At 66.1% G+C, this 25,196-nt stretch carries 24 protein-coding genes and 2 tRNA genes; 16 read left to right on the forward strand and 10 right to left on the reverse strand.

The features are described from left to right. Positions 1-504: 504 nt before the first annotated feature. The 6 genes from rsmG to rpmH all read right to left on the reverse strand — a co-directional run bounded on the left by rsmG (position 505) and on the right by rpmH (position 3,866). Positions 505-1,251, reverse strand: coding sequence for a 16S rRNA (guanine(527)-N(7))-methyltransferase RsmG (rsmG, locus tag NA12_RS23580; RefSeq protein WP_067455413.1), 747 nt, complete (start codon positions 1,249-1,251; stop codon positions 505-507). An 84-nt stretch (positions 1,252-1,335) separates the two neighbouring features. After that, on the reverse strand, positions 1,336-1,872 hold the full coding sequence (locus tag NA12_RS23585; protein ID WP_067455416.1) for a Jag family protein: 537 nt from the start codon (positions 1,870-1,872) through the stop codon (positions 1,336-1,338). A 25-nt stretch (positions 1,873-1,897) separates the two neighbouring features. Beyond that, complete coding sequence (yidC, locus tag NA12_RS23590) at positions 1,898-2,980, reverse strand: membrane protein insertase YidC (protein ID WP_067455419.1); 1,083 nt, start codon at positions 2,978-2,980, stop codon at positions 1,898-1,900. 4 nt (positions 2,981-2,984) lie between these two features. Then, positions 2,985-3,284 (reverse strand): membrane protein insertion efficiency factor YidD, encoded by a 300-nt coding sequence (gene yidD / locus NA12_RS23595; RefSeq protein WP_067455422.1) that lies wholly within the window; start codon positions 3,282-3,284, stop codon positions 2,985-2,987. Further along, positions 3,284-3,700, reverse strand: a complete 417-nt coding sequence (gene rnpA, locus NA12_RS23600; RefSeq protein WP_067455425.1) for a ribonuclease P protein component — start codon at positions 3,698-3,700, stop codon at positions 3,284-3,286. The genes yidD and rnpA overlap by 1 nt, the downstream gene beginning before the upstream one ends. 22 nt (positions 3,701-3,722) lie before the next feature. Continuing rightward, on the reverse strand, positions 3,723-3,866 hold the full coding sequence (gene rpmH / locus NA12_RS33275) for a 50S ribosomal protein L34 (protein ID WP_082843828.1): 144 nt from the start codon (positions 3,864-3,866) through the stop codon (positions 3,723-3,725). A gap of 650 nt (positions 3,867-4,516) precedes the next feature. On the opposite strand from rpmH, the gene dnaA reads away from it, so the two are divergent. The 11 genes from dnaA (at position 4,517) to NA12_RS23650 (ending at position 17,995) form a co-directional block, all read left to right on the forward strand. After that, the gene (gene dnaA, locus NA12_RS23605) at positions 4,517-6,784 is read left to right on the forward strand and encodes a chromosomal replication initiator protein DnaA (protein ID WP_067455428.1); all 2,268 of its coding nucleotides are present in this window, start codon (positions 4,517-4,519) and stop codon (positions 6,782-6,784) included. 786 nt (positions 6,785-7,570) lie between these two features. Beyond that, complete coding sequence (gene dnaN / locus NA12_RS23610) at positions 7,571-8,746, forward strand: DNA polymerase III subunit beta (protein WP_067455431.1); 1,176 nt, start codon at positions 7,571-7,573, stop codon at positions 8,744-8,746. A 24-nt stretch (positions 8,747-8,770) separates the two neighbouring features. Further along, a complete protein-coding gene (gene recF / locus NA12_RS23615; protein WP_067455434.1) occupies positions 8,771-9,973 on the forward strand; it encodes a DNA replication/repair protein RecF in 1,203 nt (400 codons plus the stop codon). 122 nt (positions 9,974-10,095) lie between these two features. Beyond that, complete coding sequence (locus NA12_RS23620; RefSeq protein WP_067455437.1) at positions 10,096-10,632, forward strand: DUF721 family protein; 537 nt, start codon at positions 10,096-10,098, stop codon at positions 10,630-10,632. 386 nt (positions 10,633-11,018) lie between these two features. Continuing rightward, the gene (gene gyrB, locus NA12_RS23625; RefSeq protein WP_067455441.1) at positions 11,019-13,052 is read left to right on the forward strand and encodes a DNA topoisomerase (ATP-hydrolyzing) subunit B; all 2,034 of its coding nucleotides are present in this window, start codon (positions 11,019-11,021) and stop codon (positions 13,050-13,052) included. A 57-nt stretch (positions 13,053-13,109) separates the two neighbouring features. Further along, positions 13,110-15,617 (forward strand): DNA gyrase subunit A, encoded by a 2,508-nt coding sequence (gene gyrA, locus NA12_RS23630; protein WP_067455444.1) that lies wholly within the window; start codon positions 13,110-13,112, stop codon positions 15,615-15,617. Between the two features lie 43 nt (positions 15,618-15,660). Beyond that, positions 15,661-16,632 carry a DUF3566 domain-containing protein gene (locus NA12_RS23635; protein WP_067455447.1) on the forward strand — a complete coding sequence of 324 codons (972 nt, stop codon included), beginning with the start codon at positions 15,661-15,663 and terminating at the stop codon, positions 16,630-16,632. 134 nt (positions 16,633-16,766) lie between these two features. After that, a tRNA-Ile gene (locus tag NA12_RS23640) sits at positions 16,767-16,840 on the forward strand. Positions 16,841-16,869: 29 nt separating this feature from the next. Continuing rightward, positions 16,870-16,977 (forward strand): DLW-39 family protein, encoded by a 108-nt coding sequence (locus NA12_RS34450; RefSeq protein ID WP_218017147.1) that lies wholly within the window; start codon positions 16,870-16,872, stop codon positions 16,975-16,977. Between the two features lie 31 nt (positions 16,978-17,008). After that, positions 17,009-17,081 (forward strand) — tRNA-Ala (locus tag NA12_RS23645). A gap of 5 nt (positions 17,082-17,086) precedes the next feature. Next, positions 17,087-17,995 (forward strand): acyl-CoA dehydrogenase middle domain-containing protein, encoded by a 909-nt coding sequence (locus NA12_RS23650; protein ID WP_067455450.1) that lies wholly within the window; start codon positions 17,087-17,089, stop codon positions 17,993-17,995. 25 nt (positions 17,996-18,020) lie between these two features. Here NA12_RS23650 and NA12_RS23655 read toward each other — a convergent pair whose 3' ends face one another. Continuing rightward, the gene (locus NA12_RS23655) at positions 18,021-19,622 is read right to left on the reverse strand and encodes a serine hydrolase (RefSeq protein ID WP_067455453.1); all 1,602 of its coding nucleotides are present in this window, start codon (positions 19,620-19,622) and stop codon (positions 18,021-18,023) included. Positions 19,623-20,229: 607 nt separating this feature from the next. Between NA12_RS23655 and NA12_RS23660 the strand changes: the two genes are divergently transcribed. Together NA12_RS23660 and NA12_RS23665 are read left to right on the forward strand one after the other, a co-directional pair. Then, the gene (locus NA12_RS23660) at positions 20,230-21,225 is read left to right on the forward strand and encodes an ATP-binding cassette domain-containing protein (protein WP_067455456.1); all 996 of its coding nucleotides are present in this window, start codon (positions 20,230-20,232) and stop codon (positions 21,223-21,225) included. Then, positions 21,222-22,076, forward strand: a complete 855-nt coding sequence (locus tag NA12_RS23665) for an ABC transporter permease (protein WP_067455459.1) — start codon at positions 21,222-21,224, stop codon at positions 22,074-22,076. The genes NA12_RS23660 and NA12_RS23665 overlap by 4 nt, the downstream gene beginning before the upstream one ends. Before the next feature lie 11 nt (positions 22,077-22,087). Here the strand turns inward: NA12_RS23665 and NA12_RS34210 are convergent, their stop codons facing one another. After that, complete coding sequence (locus NA12_RS34210) at positions 22,088-22,237, reverse strand: hypothetical protein (protein ID WP_165914765.1); 150 nt, start codon at positions 22,235-22,237, stop codon at positions 22,088-22,090. A 52-nt stretch (positions 22,238-22,289) separates the two neighbouring features. On the opposite strand from NA12_RS34210, the gene NA12_RS23670 reads away from it, so the two are divergent. Continuing rightward, complete coding sequence (locus NA12_RS23670; RefSeq protein ID WP_067455462.1) at positions 22,290-22,823, forward strand: peptidylprolyl isomerase; 534 nt, start codon at positions 22,290-22,292, stop codon at positions 22,821-22,823. Positions 22,824-22,878: 55 nt separating this feature from the next. Here the strand turns inward: NA12_RS23670 and NA12_RS23675 are convergent, their stop codons facing one another. After that, complete coding sequence (locus NA12_RS23675; protein WP_067455465.1) at positions 22,879-23,328, reverse strand: PH domain-containing protein; 450 nt, start codon at positions 23,326-23,328, stop codon at positions 22,879-22,881. An 83-nt stretch (positions 23,329-23,411) separates the two neighbouring features. Beyond that, a complete protein-coding gene (gene crgA / locus NA12_RS23680) occupies positions 23,412-23,675 on the reverse strand; it encodes a cell division protein CrgA (protein WP_067455468.1) in 264 nt (87 codons plus the stop codon). A 63-nt stretch (positions 23,676-23,738) separates the two neighbouring features. Here crgA and NA12_RS23685 point away from each other — a divergent pair, with 63 nt between their 5' ends. Further along, positions 23,739-24,401, forward strand: coding sequence for an aminodeoxychorismate/anthranilate synthase component II (locus NA12_RS23685; protein ID WP_067455470.1), 663 nt, complete (start codon positions 23,739-23,741; stop codon positions 24,399-24,401). A gap of 103 nt (positions 24,402-24,504) precedes the next feature. Beyond that, complete coding sequence (locus NA12_RS23690) at positions 24,505-25,185, forward strand: RibD family protein (RefSeq protein ID WP_067455473.1); 681 nt, start codon at positions 24,505-24,507, stop codon at positions 25,183-25,185. Positions 25,186-25,196 lie beyond the last annotated feature (11 nt).

Genomic DNA, 25,196 nt, shown 5'->3' on the forward strand with positions numbered 1-25,196 from the left:
CTGGGACTACCAATCAAAAATCCCAGCCACCCCCACACACCACCGCGCCCAATCCCCACCGCCACACCAATCCAAGTTCCACGTGAAACCACACTTGTTCGGCACGCAGAGCCGAATCGCGTTCCGCCCGGTGACGGTGACGGTGACGGTGACGGTGACGGTGACGGTGACGGTGACGGTGACGGAAGCAAAGCACGGATCGGCACCCACCCGCCGACATAGGTCACGACATACACCGACACCCCCACAATCGATCAACCGCGCTCAAGCGACTCCATCAACCCCCAAACCGAAGATCAGCCCCACGGACACCGATCAACTTTGCCCACACCCAACACCCGCATCGAAACCCACCCAACAAACATCCAAGCGAAACCCACCTACCCAACAAACGCGAAACCCCAAAGAAAATAGAGCCGCCCCAACCCCATACAACGACCCACAGCAAGATACGTCACGTTACGAAACGCACAACCCGGCTGACAAAAAGAAACTGAACCCCGATCAGGATTCCCGACGCTTCCGAGCCTTCTTCTCCGCCCCGGCAGCCTTACGTTCACTCCGACGACTCGGACGCTCAGAACGGGGGAGAAGCTCAGCACTGATAACAAGAGTGGGAACTTCCACAATGCCCGCACCACACCCCACGACACGGAGATCAGTAGCCCCGTCACGAATCAGCTCGGCACCGTCGCGCTCGAGTTCTTCGGCAGCGCTCGTTCCCTTGAGGGCAAGCATTCGACCGTGGTCACGAAGGAGGGGGAGCGACCAGTGCGCGAGCTTCGCCAGCGGAGCGACCGCGCGCGAGGTGACCACGTCCGCGCCGCCGGCTTCCTTGATCACCCCGGACTGCTCGGCACGTCCACGAACCACCGTGACATCCAGCCCGGCTTCTTCGATGAACTCGCTCAGGAAGATCGTCCGACGCAGCAGCGGCTCCACGAGCGTGATCCGGAGGTCGGGCCGAGCGATCGCCAGGGGGATCCCGGGAAGTCCGGCACCGCTACCGATATCGACCACCGAGGAGTTCTCGTCGATCAGTTCGCCGATGACGGCACAGTTGAGGATGTGACGCTCCCACAACCGGGGAACCTCACGGGGGCCGATGAGACCCCGTTCCACACCGGCCGTCGCCAGTGCCGCGCAGTAACGCCGGGCGATGTCCAAGCGGTCACCGAACACGCGGGCAGCGGCGGCGGGCGGTTCCAGCTCGTCGGACAGCCCGCCCAGTTCTCGTTCCACGTGAAACATCCTTCCGAGTGATGGCAATGAAAAAGCCCCCGGTCCGAGACCGGAGGCCTAATCACATTGTTCGTGGTTGCGGCGGAAGTCAGCCTACTCGGGCACTACCACCACGTGGCGATTCGGCTCGACGCCCTCGCTCTCGCTCGCCACGCCGTCGATGTCGGCGACGGCGTCATGCACGATCTTGCGCTCGAACGGAGTCATCGCGGACAGCGCCTCCGGCGCACCCGACTCCAGCACCCGCTTCGCGGCAGCGACGCCGATCTCGCTCAGGTCGGCGCGGCGCTGCGCGCGCCAACCGGCCACATCGAGCATCAGCCGACTGCGCACGCCGGTCGCCTGCTGCACGGCGAGCCGGGTCAGCTCCTGCAACGCGTCGAGCACTTCCCCGTTGCGGCCGACGAGCTTGGTCAGATCGCGCCCGCCATCGATGCTCACGATGGCGCGGTCGCCCTCGACGTCGAGGTCGATATCGCCATCGAAGTCGAGCACGTCGAGTAGCTGCTCGAGGTAGTCGCCGGCGATCTCGCCTTCTTCGATCAACGCTTCTTCGGCGTCGTTCACGACGTCAACAGCAGTCGTCGCCACAGTGGCGTCCCCTCCGTCGGTTTCGGTCTCAACAGTCATTGGATTCCCTCTATCCGATCGCGTCTCAGCGCTTACGCTTCTGGTTCGCACGGCCACGGTTACCTGGCCGCTGCTGCCCGCCGGGCCTACGCTTGCCACCGCCCTGCTTGGCCGACTGTTTGGGAGTGGTGCCGTTGGTCGCCGCGGTGCCGTTCGCCGACGGCTCGTCATCGACGGCCGGGGCATCCTGCTTCTTGCGGATGTCGACCGGCTTGGCACCGGGCTTGGGCGCGTTCTGCGACCGCAGCTCCAGCTTCTTCTGCTTGCGCTCTTCCTCTTCCTTTTCCATCCGACCGAACACCAGGTGCTGCTGTCCGTAGGTCCAGATGTTGTTGGCCACCCAGTAGATCAGGATGCCGATCATCAGGAAGGGGCCACCGACCATCACGCCGAGCGGGAAAACCCACAGCGACAGCTTGTTCATGATGGCGGCCTGCGGGTTGGCGGCGGCTTCGGGAGTCTGCCGCTGCACCGACGCGCGAGCGTTGAAGTGGGTCGCCAAGCCGGCGATGATCATCAGCGGGACGGCGACGAGCGCGATGTTCAGCTTGGTGGGCGTGCCGCCCCAGTCCGCGAAGGCTTCCAGCTGCTCGGGCGGCGCGGTGATGAACGCCGCGATCGGCGCACCGAAGATGCGGGCACTCAGGAACGACTGGACATCGGCCGCGCTGAAGATGTAGTTCGCGGTGTGCGCGTTGTCGTAGTTGGACATCCCGATCTGACCCCAGCCGGTGCCGGTCCGGTTGAACGAGCGCAGCACGTGGAACAGACCGAGGAAGACCGGCACCTGCACCAGGACGGGCAGGCAGCCCATGAGCGGGTTGAAGCCGTGCTCCTTCTGGAGCTTCTGCATCTCCTTCGCCATGGTCTCGCGGTCGTTCTTGTACTTCTTCTGCAGCTCCTTGATCTGAGGCTGCAGCTCTTGCATCTGTTTGGTTGTGCGTACCTGCTTGACGAACGGCTTGTACAGCACCAGGCGCAGCGTGAACACGAGGAACACGATCGCCAGTGCCCACGTGAGACCGCTGTCAGGCCCGAACACAAACCCGAAGGCTTTGTGCCAGAACCACAGAATTGCGGATACCGGCCAATAGATGATGTCGAGCACGGCTCTAAGTACTCCCGTCGTTCGTATCGCCGATCAGCACTGGCGATGACTGTGTGCAGGCTTTCGACCCGCGCTCAGGCACGGGATCCCACCCTCCAGGGTGCCAGGGCGCGCATTTCGCGAGCCGCACGACCGTGAGTGCCGATCCGACGACCAACCCGCGGGTGCGCAGGGCAGTCACCGCGTACTCACTGCAGGTGGGGGTGAACCGGCAGATCGGCATCCGGGTGGGGGAGACATAGGTCCGGTACAGCTCGATCAGCGCGATCAGGGCTTTGGCGGGCAGGCGGGTGAGGGTCCTCATCACCGTTCACCGGCCGAGGTGCGTCCGAGCGCGAGCTCCGGTTCCCCGCGCAAGCCGAGCTTGCGTAGGCCGGTGCGCAGCTGGCGCAGCAACTCGACGGAATCGGCGGTGGCGGCGCCGGGCAGTGCGCGGATCACGACATCGGTGCCGACCGGTAGTTCTTCGACAACCTGGGCGCACATATGACGCAGGCGGCGGGCCACCCGGTGGCGAACCACCGCGTTACCCACCGCCTTGCTGACAATCAGTCCGAACCGAGGACCACCTACGCGGACCAGAGAATCGCCATCGGCGACATCGTCGTACCCGTGCGTGAGCGCGTGTACGACGAGATCTCGCCTCCCGATTCGCTGACCGCGGCGCACCGTGCGGGAGAATTCGGCACGGTGGTGCAACCGATACGGCTCAGGCAACACCCGAGCGTCCGACTACGCGCGATCAGGCAGTCAGTTCGGTACGGCCCTTACGGCGACGCGCCGCAACGATGGCGCGGCCCGCACGGGTCCGCATCCGGAGACGGAAGCCGTGGACGCGCGCCCGACGACGGTTGTTCGGCTGGAACGTCCGCTTGCCCTTGGCCACGGTCAACACTCCTGTAGTAAGTGGGCACCATTCGGCGCCCGAAGTCTGTACAAATGATTTGTCTGCGCCGCGGACCGCGGTCTACGCACAGATTGCCTTGGCGATCGGTGTGCAGCAGACAGCCGCCAACCGCGCCAAGGGGTGACTGTACGAGGGTACTTACCCCGAAGGGACGGGTCAAACTCGGCCCCCCGTACCTGTCACCGGCACGTGGTCAAGGCTACCGGACGCCGCACCCTGCCCGGTGCCCGGCCCGACCAGGCACGACACGCCCGGGCAACAGTGACGCATGCAGCGACTTTTCGTGAGTTCTTCCACACCTCTGGCATTGTGGGGCGCGGCCAGCTAGCCTCTGTAGCCGGGGGATTGCTGAAGAACCGCAGGTCCAGCCCCATTCGCTGCCACACGCTGGCAGAATTCCTTTATCCCCAGGTTTGTCCACATCTGTGGATAATTATGTGGACAGACGGCCGCAGTGGCATATTCGTAAGGCCGTCGGTGCCCGCGCCGTGGTCCGCCGATCGCCGGACCGCAGCGTTCCAACCGGCTTCGGTTGTACGCAGGATCACTGGAATACACCTGTTCACGGGTGCTTTCCGGCGTGCGCGAAGGCCGTGGGTCCCAACAAACCGGTCCGGGGAGGACGCTGTATGGACGACGAGCAGAACGTGCTGGCCACAGTGTGGCCGGAGGTGGTTGCCGAGCTCACCACCGGCTCTGCCGACGGCGCCATCCCCGCGGTGAGTCGCGCGCAGCAGGCCTGGTTGAAGCTGGTGAAGCCACTCACCGTCGCGCAGGGTTTCGCGTTGCTGTCGGTCCCGTCGTCGCTGGCGCAGGAGGCGATCGAGCGTGATCTGCGCGAGCCGATCCTGCGCTCGCTCGCCCGCCGACTGGGTCCCCAGGTGGAGGGACTCGGGGTGCGCATCGCCGCGCCGAGCCCGGCCGCGGGGGAGCGGGCCGGTAGTTCGCCCCGACACGCCAGGATGACGAGCAGGCCGGAGCGTCCGCGCGAGCAGGTGCGCCCGCCCGCGGGTTATCCCGGGCCCGATTTCAGTGCTCCTGATTACGCCGCCCGTGGTGAGTACGGCAGGCCGCGGTACGGTGCGGGCGAGTACCCCGGCCAGGGCGGCGAGTACGGCAACGACTATCAGCCCTCGCCCGACTATCCCGCCAACGGCGAGTACTCCAACAGCTACGGCGGCCGTGAGTACCCCGGGCAGGCCGGCGAGTACGGCGAGCGAAACGACTACGCGGGGCACCGCGAGTACCCGGCCGAACCGGAGTACCAGCAGCAACAGCCCGAGTACCAGCAGAACCCGTCGGAATTGCGCCAGCTCCCGGAATACCAGCAGGCAGCCTCGGACTACGGCCAGCAGCCGGAGTACAAGCAGCCGCCCTCGGACTACGGCCAGCAGGCGGATTATCAGCAGGCGCCGTCCGATTTCGGTCAGCCCGCCGAATACCAGGGCGAGCGCGGCGAGTTCGGCGGCACCGATTTCGAGCCGGGCGCGGCGTACCCGGTACCCGACTATCCCGGCGCCGAGTTCGGCGGCCGCGGTGAGTTCCGTGGCGCGCGGCCGGACCAGCGGGTACCCGAGACCGCACCGCCCGCCCGCCGCGAGCAGAGCGCCGCGCCGCGCCGCGACCATTCCGGGCAGGAGTCGCTGTTCACTCCCGACCCGGCGCCGCAGCGCGCGCCGAACCGCGGCAGACCGTCCGAGGAGCCCGCCGCCGCTCGTGCCGAGGAGCCGAGCGCCGAGGGCAAGGACAAGCCGTTCCCCGGCCAGCCCGGTGCACAGCCGGTCGACGACGAACCGGTGGTGAGCAACCGCAACAACTGGCCGACCTACTTCAACAAGTCGCCCGAGGCGGCGCCGCAGTCCTCGTCGTCGGCCAGTCTCAATGCCAAGTACACGTTCGAGACGTTTGTCATCGGCGCGTCCAACCGTTTCGCGCATGCCGCCGCGGTCGCCATCGCGGAGGCGCCCGCGCGCGCCTACAACCCGCTGTTCGTCTGGGGCGCTTCGGGATTGGGCAAAACCCACCTGCTGCACGCGGCCGGTCACTACGCGCAGCGGTTGTTCCCCGGCATGCGGGTGAAATACGTCTCCACCGAGGAATTCACCAACGACTTCATCAACAGCCTGCGCGACGACCGCAAGGTCGCGTTCAAGCGTCGTTACCGCGAGACCGACATCCTGCTGGTCGACGACATCCAGTTCATCGAGGGCAAGGAAGGTATCCAGGAGGAGTTCTTCCACACCTTCAACACCTTGCACAACGCGAACAAGCAGATCGTGGTGTCCTCGGATCGGCCGCCCAAGCAGCTGGCCACCCTGGAGGAACGGCTGCGAACTCGCTTCGAGTGGGGCCTGATCACCGATGTGCAACCGCCTGAGCTGGAGACGCGCATCGCGATTCTGCGTAAGAAGGCGCGGATGGACCGGCTCGATGTGCCGCACGACGTGCTCGAGCTGATCGCGAGCCGGGTGGAGCGCAATATTCGCGAACTCGAGGGCGCGTTGATCCGGGTGACGGCATTCGCCTCGCTCAACGGTCAACCGCTCGATCTCTCGCTGGCCGAGGTGGTGTTGCGTGATCTGATGCCCGACACAGCCGCGCTGGAGATCAACGCGGCGACGATCATGGCCGTCACCGCCGAGTACTTCAACACCACGCTCGAGGAGTTGACCGGGCCGGGCAAGGCACGTCCGCTGGCGCAGGCCCGGCAGATCGCGATGTACCTGTGCCGTGAACTCACCGATCTGTCGCTGCCCAAGATCGGGCAGGCGTTCGGCCGCGACCACACCACGGTGATGTACGCGGAGAAGAAGGTGCGCAAGGAGATGACCGAGCGGCGCCGGGTCTACGACCAGGTCCAAGAACTCACAGCCCGAATCAAACAGCGCTCCCGCTGATTTCATCCACAACCCCGAACACCGCCCTGACCTGGGGCGGTGTTCTTTTTTGCCCTGTGGATTCCTCGAGGAATTCCTGTGGATTCCTCGAGGAATCCACACCTTTGTGCACCGGTCGGTGCACAGGGTGTTGGGCGAGGGTGTGCAGCGTTCATGCACAGGCAGTTGTCCACATCATCCACAAGACGCTCTACTAACACCTGTGCACTAGCGGTGACCTGCGATGTCACCGAATCGGGCCTGTGGATTCCTCGAGGAGTCCCTGTGGAGTCCTCGAGGAATCCACACCGTTGCCACCAGGCTGGCCCGACGTGTGAACAACTGGGTGAATCCGGTGGAACAACTCGAGGACAACTCGAGGATGGAATGGGGACAACTTCACGCCTCCACAGCCACCGCGGATTCATCCTCGAGTCACCCCAAGGTCATCCCCATGCCATCAGGCTCTCTGACCTGCGGATTCGGCGGAAATCCACAAATTCCACAGTGCCTACTACTACTTCAGTTCTCCTTCTAGAGAGAACTCTTTTAAAACAGGGTGTGTGGAAACTCCGTTGGGGAGGCTCGAGTCGGGCGGTCGTTCACTCACAGGCGGGCAAGGAGGAGCGGGGTGATTCGACGAGCGGGAAATCAACCGGGAGGGTCGATGCGGAGTTCGCGCACCGCACGGGTACCGTTTGGTGTCGGTTGGTTGTGCGAGACTCAAGGCGCGGCCGACACAGCAGTTCAACTCCGCTGACACACCCCCGCACACGGATTCGAAACTCGGAGAGGACAAATCGGGCGATGGAGCTTGCGAGCATGAAGTTTCGGGTCGCCCGAGAGGACTTCGCCGAATCGGTTGCCTGGGTGGCGCGCAGCCTCCCGTCGCGGCCTCCGGTGCCCGTTCTCGGCGGTGTGCTGCTGGTGGCCGACGAGAACGGCCTGACGGTCTCCGGATTCGACTACGAGGTCTCCGCACAGATGCGCGTCGCGGCCGAGGTCGCCGGTCCCGGCCAGGTGCTGGTCTCGGGTCGTCTGCTCGCCGACATCACCAAGTCGCTGTCGAACAAGCCCGTGGACGTCTCCGTCGATGGCACCCGCGTGCTCATCGCCTGTGGCAGTGCGAAGTTCTCCCTGCCGACCATGCCGGTCGAGGACTATCCCCAACTGCCCGAGGTGCCGCAGCAGACCGGTGAACTCACCGTCGATGTGTTCGCCGAGGCGGTCGGCCAGGTCGCCGTCGCCGCGGGCCGGGACGACACCCTGCCCATGCTCACCGGCATCCGGGTCGAGATCGAGGGCAACGACGTGGTGCTCGCCGCCACCGACCGCTTCCGCCTCGCTGTGCGCCATCTGCAGTGGCAGCCCACCCGCTCCGATATCGAGACCGCGGTGCTCATTCCCGCGCGCACGCTGTCCGAGGCCGCCAAGACCCTCGGTGCCGCTGAGGCGCCCGTGCAGTTGTCGCTGGGCAACGGCGGCGGCGCCGACGGCCTGCTCGGCATCGTCAACGGCGGTCGGCGCACCACCACCCGCCTGCTCGACGCGGAATTCCCCAAGTTCCGTCAGTTGCTCCCCAAGGAGCACACCTCCATCGCCACACTGCCCGTCGCGGTGCTCTCCGAGGCGATCAAGCGTGTCGCCCTGGTGGCCGAGCGCGGTGCCCAGGTGCGGCTCGAGTTCTCCACAGACGGTGTGCTGCTGTCGGCGGGTGGGGACGACGCGGGCCGGGCCGAGGAATGGCTGGAAGCCGATTTCCGCGGCGAGCCGCTCACCATCGCGTTCAACCCCGGCTACCTCACCGAGGGCCTGGCCGCGCTGCACACCGACCGGGTGACCTTCGGGTTCACCACCCCCAGCCGTCCCGCGGTGCTGCTGCCCGCCTCCGACGAGGAGCCCAAGGTGCTCGAGTCGGGTGCGTTCGCGGCGTTGGAAAGCCAGTACATCTACCTGTTGATGCCGGTCCGGCTGCCCGGCTGAGCAGGCGGGGGCGGCTAGGCCTACATGTTCATCCGTGAGCTGTCGGTCCGTGATTTCCGTTCGTGGGAACACGCCGATCTCGAGTTGTCCCCAGGGCGCACCGTGTTCCTGGGGGCGAATGGCAACGGCAAGACGAATCTGCTCGAGGCCGTCGGTTATCTGGCGACGCTCGGCTCGCACCGGGTCTCCGCCGACGCGCCACTGATCCGGATGGGTGCCACCCAGGCCAGGGTCGGGGCCACCGTGGTGAACACCGGCCGGGAGCTGCGGGTGGATGTGGAACTCAAGGCAGGCAGCGCCAACCGCGCGCAGATCAATCGCTCGCCGGTGCGGCGTTCGCGCGAGATTCTCGGAATTCTGCAGACCGTGTTGTTCGCGCCGGAGGATCTCGCGCTGGTGCGTGGGGATCCGGGGGAGCGGCGGCGGTTCCTCGACGAGTTGTCCACAGCCAGATTGCCCAGACTCGCCGGCGTGCGCGCCGACTACGACAAAGTGTTGCGGCAGCGCTCGGCGCTGTTGAAAACCGCTGGGCGCCAATCGCGTTCACGTGCCGATCTGGGCACCCTCGACGTGTGGGACGGGCACCTCGCCGATCACGCGGCGGTGCTGCTCGCGCAACGTTTGCGCCTGGTGCACGACCTGTATCCCCATCTGTCCCAGGCATATCGGTCGATCGCACCCGAATCCCGTCCTGCCGCAATCACATACCGCTCCGGGTATCTCCCGCCGGAGCTCCTCGACCCGGCCAGGGTTCCCGAGGCCGACGACGCGCAGCTGCTACACGAGATCATGCTGCGCGAGCTGGCCGCTGCCAGGAACCGGGAACTCGATCGCGGAGTCTGTCTGGTCGGCCCGCATCGCGACGATCTGGAGTTGCTGCTCGGCAGCGCGCCCGCGAAGGGATTCGCCAGTCACGGGGAGTCCTGGTCGTATGCTCTCGCGCTGCGGTTGGCCTCGTTCGAGCTGTTGCGCGGTGAAGGCTCCGAACCGGTGCTGTTGCTCGACGACGTGTTCGCCGAACTCGACCGCCGTCGTCGCACCGCGCTCGCGGAAGTGGCCGCGGGGGCCGAGCAGGTGTTGATCACGGCCGCGGTGGCCGAGGACGTGCCGTCGGAACTGGCCGCCGAACCGTTACGTGTGCACACGACCGGCGAGGCGGACCGCCGTACCTCACAGATCGTCACCGAAGCCGTCGAACACGCCGAAGATATGCACAGATCGCGATAGTTATCCCCAGACCCTGTGGAAAACCGGCAACATGCTGGAAATATGCCGGATCGCTGCTCGCCGAGCCCGTCGGCGCCGCGGCGTAGACTCCATCCACACTCGATACCGGAAGGCGGAAACCCGTGCCGGAAGAACCCGCACCGGAACTGCGTGGCATCGATCTGGCCCGCCGGGCGCTGGAGGAGGCGAGGGCCGCGGCCAAGGCCAACGGCAAGTCCGTGGGGCAGGGCAGGGCATCGCCGGTACGCAAGTTACGAACCGGCGGCAGACGTCGCAGCGGCTGGTCGGGGGCGGGTCCCGATGCTCGCGATCCCCAGCTCCTCGGCGCGCTCAGTGGCACACTCGCGAAGAATCGTGGCTGGTCAGGCAAGGTGGCCGAGGGGACGGTGTTCGGCAGCTGGCCGCGCGTCGTCGGTGAGGACATCGCCTCTCACGCCACTCCGGTGACCCTGGAGAACGGTGTGCTCAAGATCGCCGCCGAGTCCACCGCGTGGGCCACCCAGTTGCGCATGTTGCAGAGTCAGATCCTGGCCAAGATCGGTGCCGCCGTCGGACACGGCGTGGTGACCTCGTTGCGTATCACCGGCCCCGCCGCACCGAGCTGGCGCAAGGGCGATCGCCACATCAAAGGCCGTGGCCCCCGCGACACCTACGGATAGCCGCGAGGTGACCGGGGTGAGATCCGTCGCGTCCGCGCCGCTCGCGGGCCCGAAGTTGTGGACATGTGCACAAAGCCTGTGGATAACTTCGGAGCCCCCACCGGACCACCCGCACAGGGTTGCCGCGTTACCGCCTCTCCACGCGCCTGAATCTGGCCAAAATACGCGGAGAGGCGGGCCAGTTCGATTTCTCGCATTCACGGCGAAGCCAGGGGTGTCGTAGGTGCACTGTAAGTTGGGCTTACCAGTAGGATGGTGACGTAACCAGCGGCGAACCCTCGGCGCGTGCTGTGCAGTCCGTGATATCTGATGGCTCTGTCCGAGCCGTGCGCGTGCTGCCCGGATCGCTGCGCCAGGGATCAGCAAGTAAGGAGAGCTACCGAGAAGTGGCTGCCAACGACTCCAACGCATCGGGCAACAATTCAGGCTACGGTGCCTCTTCCATCACGGTCCTCGAAGGCCTCGAGGCGGTGCGTAAGCGCCCCGGCATGTACATCGGTTCCACCGGTGAACGCGGTCTGCATCACCTCATCTGGGAGGTTGTGGACAACTCGGTCGATGAGGCGATGGCCGGCTACGCGACCAAGGTCGAGGTGACCCTGCTCGCCGACGGCGGCGTCGAGGTGATCGACGACGGTCGTGGCATCCCCGTCGGGATGCACGCGCAGGGCGTGCCGACGATCGAGGTCGTCATGACCCAGCTGCACGCCGGTGGCAAGTTCGACTCCGACTCCTACGCGGTGTCGGGTGGTCTGCACGGTGTCGGCATCTCGGTGGTGAACGCGCTCTCCACGAAGGTCGAGGTCGAGATCGACGTCGACGGCTACCACTGGTCCCAGACCTACAAGGACGCCAAGCCCGGCAAGCTCGCGCAGGGTGAGGCGACCAAGGCCACCGGCACCACGGTGCGGTTCTGGGCCGACCCGGACATCTTCGAGACCACCACCTACAACTTCGAGACCGTGGCGCGGCGCCTGCAGGAGATGGCCTTCCTGAACAAGGGCCTCACCATCAAGCTCACCGATGAGCGGGTCGCCGTGGGCGATGTCATCGACGAGGTGGTCAGCGAGACCGCCGAGGCGCCCAAGGACGCAGAGGTGGTCGCCGCGGAAGCGGCCGAGCACAAGGTGAAGACCCGCACCTACCACTACCCGGGCGGTCTGGTGGACTTCGTGCGCCACATCAACCGCACCAAGTCGGCCATCCACAACTCGGTCGTCGGCTACACGGTCAAGGGCACCGGCCACGAGCTCGAGGTCGCGATGCAGTGGAACTCGGGCTACTCCGAGTCGGTCCACACCTTCGCCAACACGATCAACACCCATGAGGGCGGCACCCACGAGGAGGGCTTCCGCGCGGCGCTCACCACGGTGGTCAACAAGTACGCCAAGGAGAAGAAGCTTCTCAAGGAGAAGGACGGCAACCTCACCGGCGACGACATCCGCGAGGGCCTGGCCGCCATCGTGAGCGTCAAGGTTGGCGAGCCGCAGTTCGAGGGCCAGACCAAGACCAAGCTGGGCAACACCGAGGTCAAGTCGTTCGTGCAGCGTGCCTGCAACGAGCACCTGCAGCACTGGTTCGAGGCCAACCCGGCCGACGCGAAGACCATCGTGCAGAAGGCGGTGTCCTCGGCGCAGGCCCGGATGGCCGCCCGTAAGGCGCGTGAGCTGGTGCGTCGCAAGTCGGCGACCGACCTGGGCGGTCTGCCGGGCAAGCTGGCCGACTGCCGGTCGAAGGATCCGGGCAAGTGCGAGATCTACATCGTCGAGGGCGACTCCGCCGGTGGTTCGGCCAAGTCGGGCCGTGACTCGATGTACCAGGCGATCCTGCCGCTGCGCGGCAAGATCATCAACGTCGAGAAGGCCCGCATCGACCGCGTCCTCAAGAACAACGAGGTCCAGTCGATCATCACCGCGTTCGGCACCGGTATCCACGACGAGTTCGATATCGCCAAGCTGCGCTACAACAAGATCATCCTGATGGCCGACGCCGACGTGGACGGTCAGCACATCGCCACGTTGCTGCTCACGCTGCTGTTCCGCTTCATGCGCCCGCTGGTCGAGCACGGTCACGTGTTCCTCGCCCAGCCGCCGCTGTACAAGCTCAAGTGGATGCGGTCCGATCCCGAGTTCGCCTACTCCGACCGTGAGCGCGACGCGTTGGTCGAGGCCGGCCTTGCCGCGGGCAAGAAGATCAACAAGGACGACGGCATCCAGCGCTACAAGGGCCTGGGCGAGATGAACGCCAAGGAGCTGTGGGAAACCACGATGGACCCCGCGGTTCGGGTACTTCGTCAGGTGACGCTCGACGACGCGGCCGCGGCCGACGAGCTGTTCTCCGTGCTTATGGGCGAGGACGTGGAGGCACGTCGCAGCTTCATCACCCGCAATGCCAAGGACGTCCGTTTCCTCGATGTGTAAGCGGCGCTGCGCCGCACGGCGCGCCCGCTCGCATGTCGGCCCCTCGAAGGAGATTTGATGACTGAGACCACGCTGCCACCGTCCGGCGGTGCGGGCGACCGGACCGAACCGGTCGATATCCAGACCGAGATGCAGAACAGCTACATCGACTACGCGATGAGCGTGATCGTGGGCCGCGCGCTGCCCGATGTGCGCGACGGCCTCAAGCCGGTGCACCGGCGCGTGCTCTACGCGATGTACGACAACGGCTACCGCCCCGATCGCGGCTATGTGAAGTCCGCGCGCCCGGTCGCCGAGACCATGGGTAACTACCACCCGCACGGCGACTCGTCGATCTACGACACCCTCGTGCGCATGGCCCAGCCGTGGTCGCTGCGCTACCCGATGGTGGACGGTCAGGGCAACTTCGGTTCCCGCGGCAACGACGGCGCGGCCGCCATGCGCTACACCGAGTGCCGCCTGACGCCGCTCGCGATGGAGATGCTGCGCGATATCGACCAGGAGACGGTCGATTTCGTCCCGAACTACGACGGTCGCTCACAGGAGCCGACCGTGCTGCCCGCACGCGTGCCCGCCCTGCTGATGAACGGCAGCAACGGCATCGCGGTCGGCATGGCCACCAACATCCCGCCGCACAACCTCAACGAGCTGGCCGAGGCCATCTACTGGGCGCTGGAGAACTTCGAGGCCGACGAGGAATCCACCCTCGCCGCCTGCATGGAACGGGTCAAGGGCCCCGACTTCCCGACGCACGGCCTGATCGTCGGCGGCCAGGGCATCCACGACGCCTACACCACCGGCCGTGGTTCCATCCGCATGCGCGGTGTGGTGGAGATCGAGGAAGACGCGCGTGGTCGCACCACGATCGTCATCACCGAACTGCCGTACCAGGTCAATACCGACAACTTCGTCAACTCCATCGCCGAGCAGGTGAAGGACGCGAAGATCGCGGGTATCTCCGATATCCACGACGAGTCCTCGGACCGTGTCGGCATGCGCATCGTGGTCACCGTCAAGCGCGACGCGGTCGCGAAGGTGGTGCTGAACAACCTCTACAAGCACACCCAGCTGCAGACCAGCTTCGGCGCGAACATGCTCTCCATCGTCGACGGTGTGCCGCGGACGCTGCGCCTGGACCAGATGATTCGCTACTACGTGAATCACGAGCTCGAGGTCATCGTCCGGCGCACCCGCTACCTGCTGCGCAAGGCCGAGGAGCGGGCCCACATCCTGCGCGGCCTGGTCAAGGCCCTGGACATGCTCGACCAGGTCATCGCGCTGATCCGGGGTGCGGCCAACACCGACACCGCGCGCACCGGCCTGATGCAGCTGCTCGAGATCGACGAGATCCAGTCGACCGCCATCCTCGACATGCAGCTGCGCCGGCTGTCGGCGCTGGAACGTCAGCGCATCATCGACGATCTGGCCAAGATCGAGATCGAGATCGCCGACTACAAGGACATTCTCGACAAGCCCGAGCGTCAGCGCGCGATCGTGCGCGACGAGCTGGCCGAGATCGTCGAGAAGTACGGCGACGACCGCCGGACCAGGATCATCGCCGCCGACGGTGACGTCGCCGACGAGGATCTGATCGCCCGCGAGGACGTGGTGGTCACGATCACCGAGACCGGCTACGCCAAGCGCACCAAGACCGACCTCTACCGCTCGCAGAAGCGCGGCGGCAAGGGCGTGATGGGCGCTGGTCTCAAGCAGGACGACATCGTCAAGCACTTCTTCGTCTCGTCCACGCACGACTGGCTGCTGTTCTTCACCAACAAGGGTCGCGTCTACCGGGCCAAGGCCTACGAGCTGCCCGAGGCCAACCGGACCGCGCGCGGTCAGCACGTGGCCAACCTGCTGGCCTTCCAGCCGGACGAGAAGATCGCCCAGATCATCCAGCTCAAGACCTACGAGGACGCCCCGTACCTCGTGCTCGCGACACGCGCGGGCCTGGTGAAGAAGTCCAAACTCACAGACTTCGACTCCAACCGGTCCGGCGGCATCGTCGCGGTGAACCTGCGCGACGACGACGAATTGGTCGGTGCGGTGCTGTGCTCGTCCGACGACGACCTGCTGCTGGTCTCGGCGCACGGCCAGTCGATCCGCTTCGCCGCTACCGATGAGGCCCTGCGTCCGATGGGTCGGGCGACCTCCGGCGTGCAGGGCATGCGCTTCAACACCGACGACGAATTGCTCTCGCTCAACGTGGTGCGTCTGGAGACGTATCTGCTTGTCGCGACGGCTGGTGGGTATGCCAAGCGCACGGCGATCGAGGAGTACACGGCGCAGGGCCGGGGCGGAAAAGGCGTATTGACAATCCAGTACGACCCGAAACGTGGCAGCCTGGTGGGTGCGCTCATCGTCGACGACGAGGACGAGCTGTACGCGATCACTTCCAGTGGTGGCGTCATCCGCACCGCAGCCAAGCAGGTTCGTAAGGCCGGACGCCAGACCAAGGGCGTGCGATTGATGAACCTCGCGGATGGCGATACCTTGCTAGCGATCGCGCGCAACGCCGACGAGCCCGATCCCGATCAGCTCCTCGGCGACGTGGCTTCGGAGTAAACACACCAAATAGCGGCGGCAACGAACGGATCTGAGGATTCCATTGACCACACCGAATCAGTCGAACGACGATCGGAACCAGACCAACGGCGTCACCGAGCGGATCGCCACGTCTCCGATCCCGCCGCGGCCGATCCCACGTCAGGGCGGTCCGGCCGAGGGCGCGGCGCCGGAATCCGGTGCGGCCGGGACCGATTCGTTCGACGGTAAGGGCAGCAAATCGTCGCCCTACCAGGACGGGTGGGCTCAGCTTCCGCAGCGTGAACCGCAGTCGAACCTGTACCGGCCCGGCGAATCGCCCAGCCAGGGGCGGCCGACGTCCGGGGCATCGGGCGGCGGCCTCAAGGGCAGCGGAGCCTCCAACGCCCGCACCACGGCGGACCTGGCGGCCAAGGCGGCTCGCAAGGAAGCGGCGATGGTGAAGTCCGTCGGGATCGACGGGCCGACCCGCAGCATCGCGCGTCCGGAACTTGTCAAGGACATGCCCGACCTGTCCGACGTGCGCCATCCGGCACCCGAGGCGCCGGTGGCGCCCCCTGGTCTGCCGATGGCGCCGCAGCCGCCCCAGTACCCCATGGGGCCGAGTGCGCGGGCGGCCGCGGTGGGCACTGTCTCGCCGGCGGTTCCGGTGGCCATCGCGGCCGCCGCGTCGGGTGAGCCACTACGCGCGACCGTGCAGATCCGCCGGATCGACCCGTGGTCGACCCTGAAGATCACGCTGGTGATCAGTGTCGCGCTGTTCTTCGTGTGGATGCTGGCCGTCGGCCTGCTCTACATCGTGCTGGCGGGCATGGGCGTCTGGGACAACCTGGACAACTCGCTGGGCGAGATGCTGAACCAGGAGGGCAGCTCGTCGAGCCTGATCGACGCGGGCACGGTGTTCGGCTACGCGGGCGTGATCGGCCTGATCAATGTGGTGCTTTTCACCGCGTTGGCGACGGTTGGCGTGTTCATCTACAACCAGTGCTGCGATCTGGTCGGTGGCATCCAGGTAACCCTGGCCGATCCCGACTAGAAGTAGGTCTTCCGGTACGGCCGGTCGGTCCCAGGAAACTGGGTCTGACCGGCCGTTTTGGTTATCAGCGGGACGGTAAGGTAACCTCGTTTCTCGTTGCGGTTCACTGCTCCGGCGGGGATCGAAATGAGTTCGGGCCTATAGCTCAGGCGGTTAGAGCGCTTCGCTGATAACGAAGAGGTCGGAGGTTCAAGTCCTCCTAGGCCCACTCCCGAACAGCACAGTAGGGTGGGAATCATGAAGATTGTCCTCATGGTCGGTGTCGCGATCGCCGTTCTCATCGGTGTCAACAAATTCCGCAAGCGCGACGACGCAGACCTCTGGCGCGAGGTAACCACCCGCTGATTCGGATTGCCAACCGGTCGATGATCGGTAAGGGGCCTTAGCTCAATTGGCAGAGCACTGCCTTTGCAAGGCAGGGGTTAGGGGTTCGATTCCCCTAGGCTCCACATCTGTGAATGCTGTACATCCTTCGGTTTTCGATTTCCTGCTCACCGCCACTCCCGCCGACACGGTTTCGGCTGATTTCGCAGCGGACTGGGCGCGACACCGCACCAGAACCACGGAATTCGCGAGTTCGCTCGACCGGGCCGCGATCGCTGGATTCGACGGTGCGGGAACAGGTCCCGCATTCCTCGGTGGATATCAGGAAGCCCTGCACGCGCTGGTTCCCTCGCTCGACCCCGGCGAGCTCTCCTCGATGTGCGCGACCGAGGGCGCGGGCGCGCGACCGTCGACGATGACGACGACCGTAGGTGCGGACGGCAGCGTCACCGGAACCAAATCCTTCGCCACGCTCGGCGCGTTCGCCGATCGGTTCCTGGTGATCGCCCGCTCCGGGACCCAGCCCGACGGCAGGCCGGTCCTGCGCGCCGTGCTCGTGGCGGCCGGTGGTCGCGTCGCGGTGACGCCGCTGCCCGCGCTGCCGTTCGCGCCGGAGATCCCGCACGCCGAAGTCACTTTCGATGCGGCGCCGGGCGGGTTGCTGCCCGGCGACGGGTACACCGACTACCTGAAGCCGTTCCGGACTGTCGAGGACCTGCATGTGGTGGCCGCTGTGCTCGGTCAACTCCTTCGGGTCGCCCGACTAGGACAGTGGCCCGCACGGTCCGTAGAACAGCTGCTGGCGCTGTTTGCGGCGGTCCGTGGGGTCGGTGGCGAGGATCCGAGCTCTCCGGGTGCGCACATCGCGCTCGGTGGCATCTTCGAACGGCTGACCGTGCTGCGTACCGAGCTGGAGCCGCTGTGGGCAGCGGTCGATCCGGAGGTCAGGAAGCGCTGGGAGCGTGACGTGCCGCTGTTGGGGGTCGCGGGCAAGGTGAGGGCGGCGCGACTGGCGACCGCGTGGCGCGCGCAGGCCTGATCTGTCAACTGGTTCTCGTGCTCTGTCAACTAGTTCTGGTGAACGTGCCGAGCCCGCTCTCGTCGAAGTAGTCGATGGTCAGTCTGCCGTCGTCGAATCGTGCCGAGGTGACGCTGCCGGGCGGGGCGTTCTCGCCGCTCAGGTCGAAGGCGAAGGTGTCGCCGTCCCAGTGGCGGAGCTGATAGGTCCGCTGCTCGGGGCCGATGGTCAGGCGCAGTCCGGTATCGGTCGCCACGATCGTGGCAGGGCCCCAATAGGCGCTGTCGTAGGTGCCCTCGTAGGTCGGTAGGGGCTGCGCGGGAGCCGGATTCGCCGGGGCGGGCTTGCCCGACAGCTCGCCTTCCGGTGCGTTGACGGAGGCGAACGCCTCGCGGTACAGCCCGCGCCAGTCCTCGCGCACCTCGCCGAACTGCACCAGATCGGCGAACTCGGCGGTCAGCGTCTCCGGGATACCGAGCGGCGCGGCGTTCGTCAGGGCGACGATCGCCACATCGGCGGAGGGGATCACCACGAAGTTCGTCGCCGCGCCGAGACTGAACGCGCCGGAATGACTGGTGGTGGTGCGCCCGGCAGAGGAGACCGACGCATTGAAGCCGTAGCCGTAGCTGCCCGCTCGCGCGGTGGGGGACGTGGGCGGCGACGAGACGATCTGGGGTGTCACGGCGGGCAGCAGCGCTTCGGCTGGGGCGATCGTCGTCGCGCCGGCCGTGCCGTCACCGAGCAGCATCGTGAGCCAGCGGGCCATGTCGTTCACCGAGGAGCTCGCGCCGCCGGCGGGGGACTGGGGGTCGGGGTCGCGCACGTAGCGGGCCACCCAGTCGCCGTCGATGTTCACGTGTCCCACCGCGTGATTCGGCCGCGCGAGGAAGTCGTCGAAGCGAGAGCTGGTGTCGCGCATGCCCAGTGGCGTGTAGAGGGCGTCCGCGGACAGCTGGGCCCAATCCTTCCCGGCCGCCGCGGCCACGGATTCGGCGCCTGCGGTGAACCCGAAGTTGGTGTAGTGGTAGGTGATCCGGAACGGATCGAGGGGTTCCAGGCGCAGCTTGTCGAAGATGGCGGCCTGGTCGTAGCCGAGGTCTTCGAGGCGGTCGCCCGCGTGATCGGGCAGGCCACTGCGGTGCGCGAACAGGTCGCCGATGGTGAGCTGGGCCGTGGTGGCGGGGTCGGCCAGCGCGAACGACGGCAGATTGGCGACCACCGGGGTCGTCCACTCGATGGCGTCCGTGCCGACCTGGTTGGCCACGACGGTCGCGGCGAGCGACTTCGACACCGAGGCGAGTTGGAAGACGGTGTCGGCGTCTACCTTGTCGGGCGCGCCCGCCTCGCGAACACCGAAACCCTTGGCATACACGGTTTTTCCGCCGTGCACCACGGCCACGGCCATGCCGGGGATACGGCTGGATTCCATCAGCGAGCCCGCCAGTTCGTCGAGCTGTCCGATGGCTTTGCCGACCGCGTCGGCGGGCAGGTCGACACCGGCGACTTGATTCGGCGGGAGCTCGGCTGTGGCCGTCGTGGTGGTTTTCGCGTCGTCGGTGGATCCGCTGTCGTCGGTGGATCCGCTACAGCCGACCAGGATCGTCATCGAGACGACGACCCCGGCGATCGCACCACGACCAGGCACCATGGGCCGACGATAACCCTGGTTGCCGGGTGATCGCCGGAACGTGGCCGGACTGTGACGCCCGGCGCCGCAGTGCGCTTCGGCTGATCTGCGGAGCTGCGACCTTGCCGGAAAATGGGGAGCGGGCCTCGGCGAAGGGGGGGAGTTAGCCGAGGCCCGCGTAGGGTCGGCCCGGGGGGGAGGGGCCGACCTGAACGATCCTACGCGATACGCGCGGAATCCGTGTACGCGCGCTGGGCGAGTTGGCGAGTTTTTTCGGGTGTCGGCGGGGGTGTCGGCGCGGGTCCGGGGTGTGGCGAGCGGCCGATTCGCGCTACCGGCATTTGTCAGGTGTCTTACGAAGATCGGAATCGGCTGGTACGCAAGGTTTTACGCGGAAACGCTGGTGAACATGTTCTTGCCCCGCTGTTGGTGACCACCCAGCGAACAGGCGGTCTTGTTCGTGTGGGGACACAAAAATTCAGTCCGATTCGCCGCGTGTCGCGACACTTGGGCATGTCGAACAATCGTGTACATCTGCCGTCCCGGCCGCGCGGGAATTCGGATGCGACTTGTCGGTGGGTAGCGCAATACTTGGCACACCATCGCCAACCACGACTTCAGGAGAATCATGCCCGACGCAATCGTCGCCGAGGGTCTGGTCAAACGGTATGGGCAGCTCGTCGCCCTCGACGGACTTGACCTGTCCGTTCCGGAAGGTACCGTCACCGCGCTTCTCGGCCCCAACGGCGCGGGAAAGACCACGACTGTTCGCGTGCTCACCACACTGCTGATTCCGGACGAGGGCACCGCCACCGTCGCCGGTATCGACGTGCTCGACAATCCACAGGCCCTACGGTCACACATCGGTGCCTCCGGTCAGTATTCCGCGGTCGACGAATACCTCACCGGTTTCGAGAACCTCGAAATGGTCGGCAGGCTTTACCACCTCGGCACCCAGCGCAGTAAGGAGCGAGCCCGCGAACTACTCGACCGCTTCCGCCTCAGCGACGCCGCCGACCGGCCTGTGAAGGGCTACTCGGGTGGTATGCGCAGACGCCTCGATCTGGCCGGGGCGCTGGTGGCCAACCCGCCGGTGCTCTTCCTCGACGAGCCGACCACGGGTCTGGACCCGCGTGCCCGGCTCGACCTGTGGGACGTCATCGAGGAGCTGGTCGCGGGCGGCACCACGTTGCTGCTCACCACCCAGTACATGGACGAGGCCGACCGCCTCGCCGATTCGATCGCGGTGATCGACCACGGCAAGGTGATCGCGCGCGGCACCGCCGACGAACTCAAGGCCCTCGTCGGCGGCGACCGGATCGAGCTCACCGTCGCCACCGTCGATCAGCTCGCCGCCGCCCAGCAGGTGCTCGGCGGCCTCGCCGACGGCGAGATCCATCTCGAACCCGGCCTGCGCAAGCTCATCGTGCCGGTCGCCGACGGGTCACAGGACCTGGTCACCGCTATCGGCAGACTCACCGAGCACAAGGTGGCCATCAACGATGTCGCCCTGCGGCGACCCTCGCTCGACGACGTCTTCCTGACGCTCACCGGGCACGAGGCAGAAGAACTCGTCAACGGTGAACGCGAGTCCGCGGGCGCCGTGGAAGGAACGAACCGATGACCGCCACGCTGGCCGAGACCGAAGCGGAGACCCCCGGTCTCGGCGAACGACTGTCGATAGTGGTGAGCGACAGCCTCACCATCGCCAAACGCAATGTCATCAAGATCAAGCGCGTACCCGACGTACTGATCTTCACGACGCTGTCACCGATCATGTTCGTGCTGCTGTTCGCCTACGTCTTCGGGTCGGCGATCAGCGTCCCGGGGCTGGAGGGCGGCTATCGCGAATTCCTGATCGCCGGCATCTTCGTCCAGACCGTAGTGTTCGGCGCCTCGTTCACCGGCGCGGGCCTGGCCGAGGATATGCAGAAGGGCATCATCGACCGGTTCCGGTCACTGCCGATGGCGTCGTCGGCAGTGCTGGTCGGTCGCACCATCAGTGATGTGGTGATCAACATCGTCAGCCTGGTGGTGATGTCGCTGACCGGTTTGGTCGTCGGCTGGCGTATCCGCGGGTCGTTCCTCGACGCGGTGCTCGCCTACGCGCTGATGCTGCTGTTCGCGTACGCGCTGTCCTGGATGATGGCCGTGGTCGGGTTGCTCGTGCGGGCACCGGAGGTGTTCAACAACGCCAGCTTCATGGTGATCTTCCCGTTGACGTTCCTGTCCAACGCGTTCGTGCCGATCGACACCCTGCCGACGCCGCTACGGATCTTCGCCGAATGGAACCCGATGTCGGCCGTCACCCAGGCGGTGCGTGAGCTGTTCGGCAACACCAGTCCGTTGGCGCCGACCTCGGACGCGTGGTCGATGCAGCATCCGGTGACCACGTCCCTGATCTGGATCGTGGTCATCCTGGTTGTGTTCGTGCCGCTGGCGCAGATCCAGTACAAGAAGTCGGTCAGCCGCTGAACAAGCCGGAGCTAGTGCGCCGAGCCGTTGCGGGAGTACCCCAGACGCGGCGGCTCGGCGGCTGGTTCCGGCAGTTGGGGACGCTTGGCGCGAGCCAGGTAGGCCAGGGCACCGACCCCGGCGACGGCGATCGAAGCGAGCAGCGGATTACGAAGCTTCATTCGACCACTGTGGCACAAACAGATTCGGCGTGCCGCGTGGCACCATAACTGCGTGACCTCACCCAACCAGACGTCCGTGGCGACTCTGCACACCAACCACGGCGAAATCAGGATCGCGCTTTTCGGTAACCACGCCCCGAAGACGGTGCGCAACTTCATCGGTCTCGCCGATGGAACCGCGCCGTACTCCACCATCAATGCCGGTGGGACGGAAAATGGTCCGTTCTACGACGGCGCCGTCTTTCACCGGATCATCCCGGGGTTCATGATCCAGGGCGGCGACCCGACAGGCACCGGCCGTGGCGGGCCGGGCTTCGAGTTCGCCGATGAGTTTCATCCAGATCTGCGTTTCGACCGCGGTTATCTGCTCGCGATGGCCAATGCGGGCGCGGGCACCGAGACCAATGGTTCACAGTTCTTCATCACTGTCGGCGCGCAGCCGCATCTCAACCGCAAGCACTCGATCTTCGGCGAGGTGGTCGACCCCGATTCGCGCAAAGTGGTCGACGCGATCGCCTCGGTGAAGACCGACCGCAATGATCGTCCGGAAGAGCCGGTAATAATCTCGTCCGTGACCGTCGAATAGCGGCTGGCGCCGAGAACAGGGCCGACGGGCTGGCGTTGTTTCACGTGAAGCAACGTCAGTCCGAGGTCACCGAGGCGAAGCCGTTGACGACGAGGGCGTCGTACACGTCGTGGGGGTTGGTGCCGAGGTCCCAGCGGCCGAAGATCAGCAGGCGCTCGGTGTCCTCGTGGCGCACATCGATCTCGAGCATCGCCGATTTACGGCCGATGCGGCGGTAGGAGACCATGCGAATCCGGTCGATCCGGTCGAGCGGGTAGTCCTTCGGGCCGGTGAGTGTGCCGACCACCAAGCGCGGCGCGCGGCCGGGAACCATGGTGAGCCGGGGGCGCTGGCGGATGCCGAGCGCGGACATGGCCAGCACGGCGGCCGCGGCGAGGCCGATGAGCAGCCTGCTCGGGCCGTCCTGGGCGAGAATCGCGGTCACGACCAGCAGGATTCCGCCGCCGGAGATGGCGAACAGGCCCGCGATAGGCGTCGACCACGAGACGGGTTGTGCGTCGTTCACGCGGTTTTCGCCCCTCTATCCACGAGTTGTGCACAGGGTTATCCACAGGTGTGCATGAATAACATGGGTGTAATCCGCTGCGATCAGCGCCATCGCATGGTCATGACCAGGCCGACTACCATCAGGCCGAACCCGATCAGGAAGTTCCAGGCGCCCAGATCGAGCATGAAGCCGATGTGGTCCTGCGCCAGGTAGTAGACGATGAGCCACACCAGGCCGGCGAGCATGAAGCCCAGCATGATCGCGACGTACCAGACCGGCGACGGCCCCGCTTTCACCTTCACCGGCGTGCGGCTGGCAGGGCTCGGGGTGTAGTCGGCCTTCTTGCGGACCTTGGACTTGGGCATGTCGTCCTCGAATTCGGAGTACAGGTAACGCCTAGGCTATCGCAACTCCCGTACCCTCGACGCATGCGTGTATTGGTCGTCGACAACTACGACAGCTTCGTGTTCAACCTGGTGCAGTACCTAGGCCAGCTTGGTGCCGATGTCGTGGTCTGGCGTAATGACGATCCCCGCCTGGACGATCTGGACACCCTGCTCACCGTCGGTGATGAAGCCGGGACTTTCGACGGCGTGTTGGTGAGCCCCGGTCCCGGCAGTCCCGATCGCGCCGGCGCGAGTATCCCGCTCGTGCACGCGGCCGCCCGGCACAACAAGCCGCTGCTCGGCGTGTGCCTCGGGCACCAGGCGATCGGCGAGGCGTTCGGCGGGACCGTCGACCGGGCCCCCGAACTGCTGCACGGCAAAACCAGTGATGTCTTCCATCTCGGGTCCGGCGTGTTGGCCGGCCTGCCCGATCCGTTCACCGCCACCCGCTACCACTCGCTGACGGTTCTCCCGGAAACCATTCCCGAGGAGCTGGTCGTGGTCGGCCACACCGAGAGCGGCATCGTGATGGCGATGCGTCATCGCACGCTGCCCATCCACGGTGTGCAGTTCCACCCCGAGTCCGTGCTCACCCAGGGCGGCCACCGGATGCTGGCCAACTGGCTCGAGGTCTGCGGTGAGCGACCGTCGGAGACGCTCGTCCGCGCGCTGGAGGCGGAGGTCGCCTCTTTGGTGACCCGGTAGCGGCCCGCCTCGATGCTGAACCGACAGTGCGAAGGAGCGAAGGTCTGAACGCCGGAGGTAAGAATCGAGGCCGAGGGGGCCGTCGTCGGTCGGTGGGGACACCGTGAGGGTGCTCCTCTCGGTGGCGGCGAGCCTGGACGGCTACATCGATGACGCGAGCGCGCGGCGCCTGCTGCTGTCGAACACCGCCGACTTCGATCGGGTCGACCAGATCCGCGCGGAGTCCGATGCGATCCTGGTCGGCGCGCACACGCTGCGCACCGACAACCCCCGCCTGTTGGTGAACAGCGCCGAGCACCGCGCCGCGCGGGTGTCGGCGGGCAAACCGGAGTTTCCGGTGAAGGTGACCGTCACCGATTCCGGGGATCTCGATCCGGCGCTGCGCTTCTGGCACACCGGCGGCGACAAGATCGTCTACACCTCCGACGCGGGCGTCGGGCGGCTGGGCGGCAGGCTCGACGGACTCGCCGAGGTGGTCGGCCTCGGCGAGCGGGTGGGGCTGGCGGCCCTCGTCGCCGACCTCGGCATGCGCGGTATCCACCGGCTGATGGTGGAAGGGGGCACCGGCATGCACACCGGTTTCCTCGCGGCCGACCTGGTCGACGAGATCCGCTTGGCGATCGCGCCGATCCTGGTCGGCGATCCGGCGGCTCCGCGCTTCGTGGGACCGGGGCAGTTCCCCGGTGGGGCCGCGCGCAGGCTGCACCTGGCAGGTGTGGAACAACTTGGGGATGTCGCTGTGCTGAACTACCTTGTCAGCCCCGATCCCCAACCCCGCAACTAACTGGTACCGCG

Source organism: Nocardia alba NBRC 108234, from assembly GCF_001612665.1.
GTDB lineage: Bacteria > Actinomycetota > Actinomycetes > Mycobacteriales > Mycobacteriaceae > Nocardia > Nocardia alba.

Excerpts from the sequence above, each read along its gene's own strand:
- dnaA (WP_067455428.1), top strand. The coding sequence starts at position 4,517 with ATGGACGACGAGCAGAACGTGCTGGCCACAGTGTGGCCGGAGGTGGTT.
- rsmG (WP_067455413.1), bottom strand. The coding sequence starts at position 1,251 with ATGTTTCACGTGGAACGAGAACTGGGCGGGCTGTCCGACGAGCTGGAA.
- gyrA (WP_067455444.1), top strand. The coding sequence starts at position 13,110 with ATGACTGAGACCACGCTGCCACCGTCCGGCGGTGCGGGCGACCGGACC.
- crgA (WP_067455468.1), bottom strand. The coding sequence starts at position 23,675 with ATGCCCAAGTCCAAGGTCCGCAAGAAGGCCGACTACACCCCGAGCCCT.
- recF (WP_067455434.1), top strand. The coding sequence starts at position 8,771 with ATGTTCATCCGTGAGCTGTCGGTCCGTGATTTCCGTTCGTGGGAACAC.
- NA12_RS23685 (WP_067455470.1), top strand. The coding sequence starts at position 23,739 with ATGCGTGTATTGGTCGTCGACAACTACGACAGCTTCGTGTTCAACCTG.
- NA12_RS23655 (WP_067455453.1), bottom strand. The coding sequence starts at position 19,622 with ATGGTGCCTGGTCGTGGTGCGATCGCCGGGGTCGTCGTCTCGATGACG.
- NA12_RS34210 (WP_165914765.1), bottom strand. The coding sequence starts at position 22,237 with ATGAAGCTTCGTAATCCGCTGCTCGCTTCGATCGCCGTCGCCGGGGTC.
- dnaN (WP_067455431.1), top strand. The coding sequence starts at position 7,571 with ATGGAGCTTGCGAGCATGAAGTTTCGGGTCGCCCGAGAGGACTTCGCC.
- NA12_RS23660 (WP_067455456.1), top strand. The coding sequence starts at position 20,230 with ATGCCCGACGCAATCGTCGCCGAGGGTCTGGTCAAACGGTATGGGCAG.
- NA12_RS34450 (WP_218017147.1), top strand. The coding sequence starts at position 16,870 with ATGAAGATTGTCCTCATGGTCGGTGTCGCGATCGCCGTTCTCATCGGT.
- yidD (WP_067455422.1), bottom strand. The coding sequence starts at position 3,284 with ATGAGGACCCTCACCCGCCTGCCCGCCAAAGCCCTGATCGCGCTGATC.
- NA12_RS23585 (WP_067455416.1), bottom strand. The coding sequence starts at position 1,872 with ATGACTGTTGAGACCGAAACCGACGGAGGGGACGCCACTGTGGCGACG.
- NA12_RS23665 (WP_067455459.1), top strand. The coding sequence starts at position 21,222 with ATGACCGCCACGCTGGCCGAGACCGAAGCGGAGACCCCCGGTCTCGGC.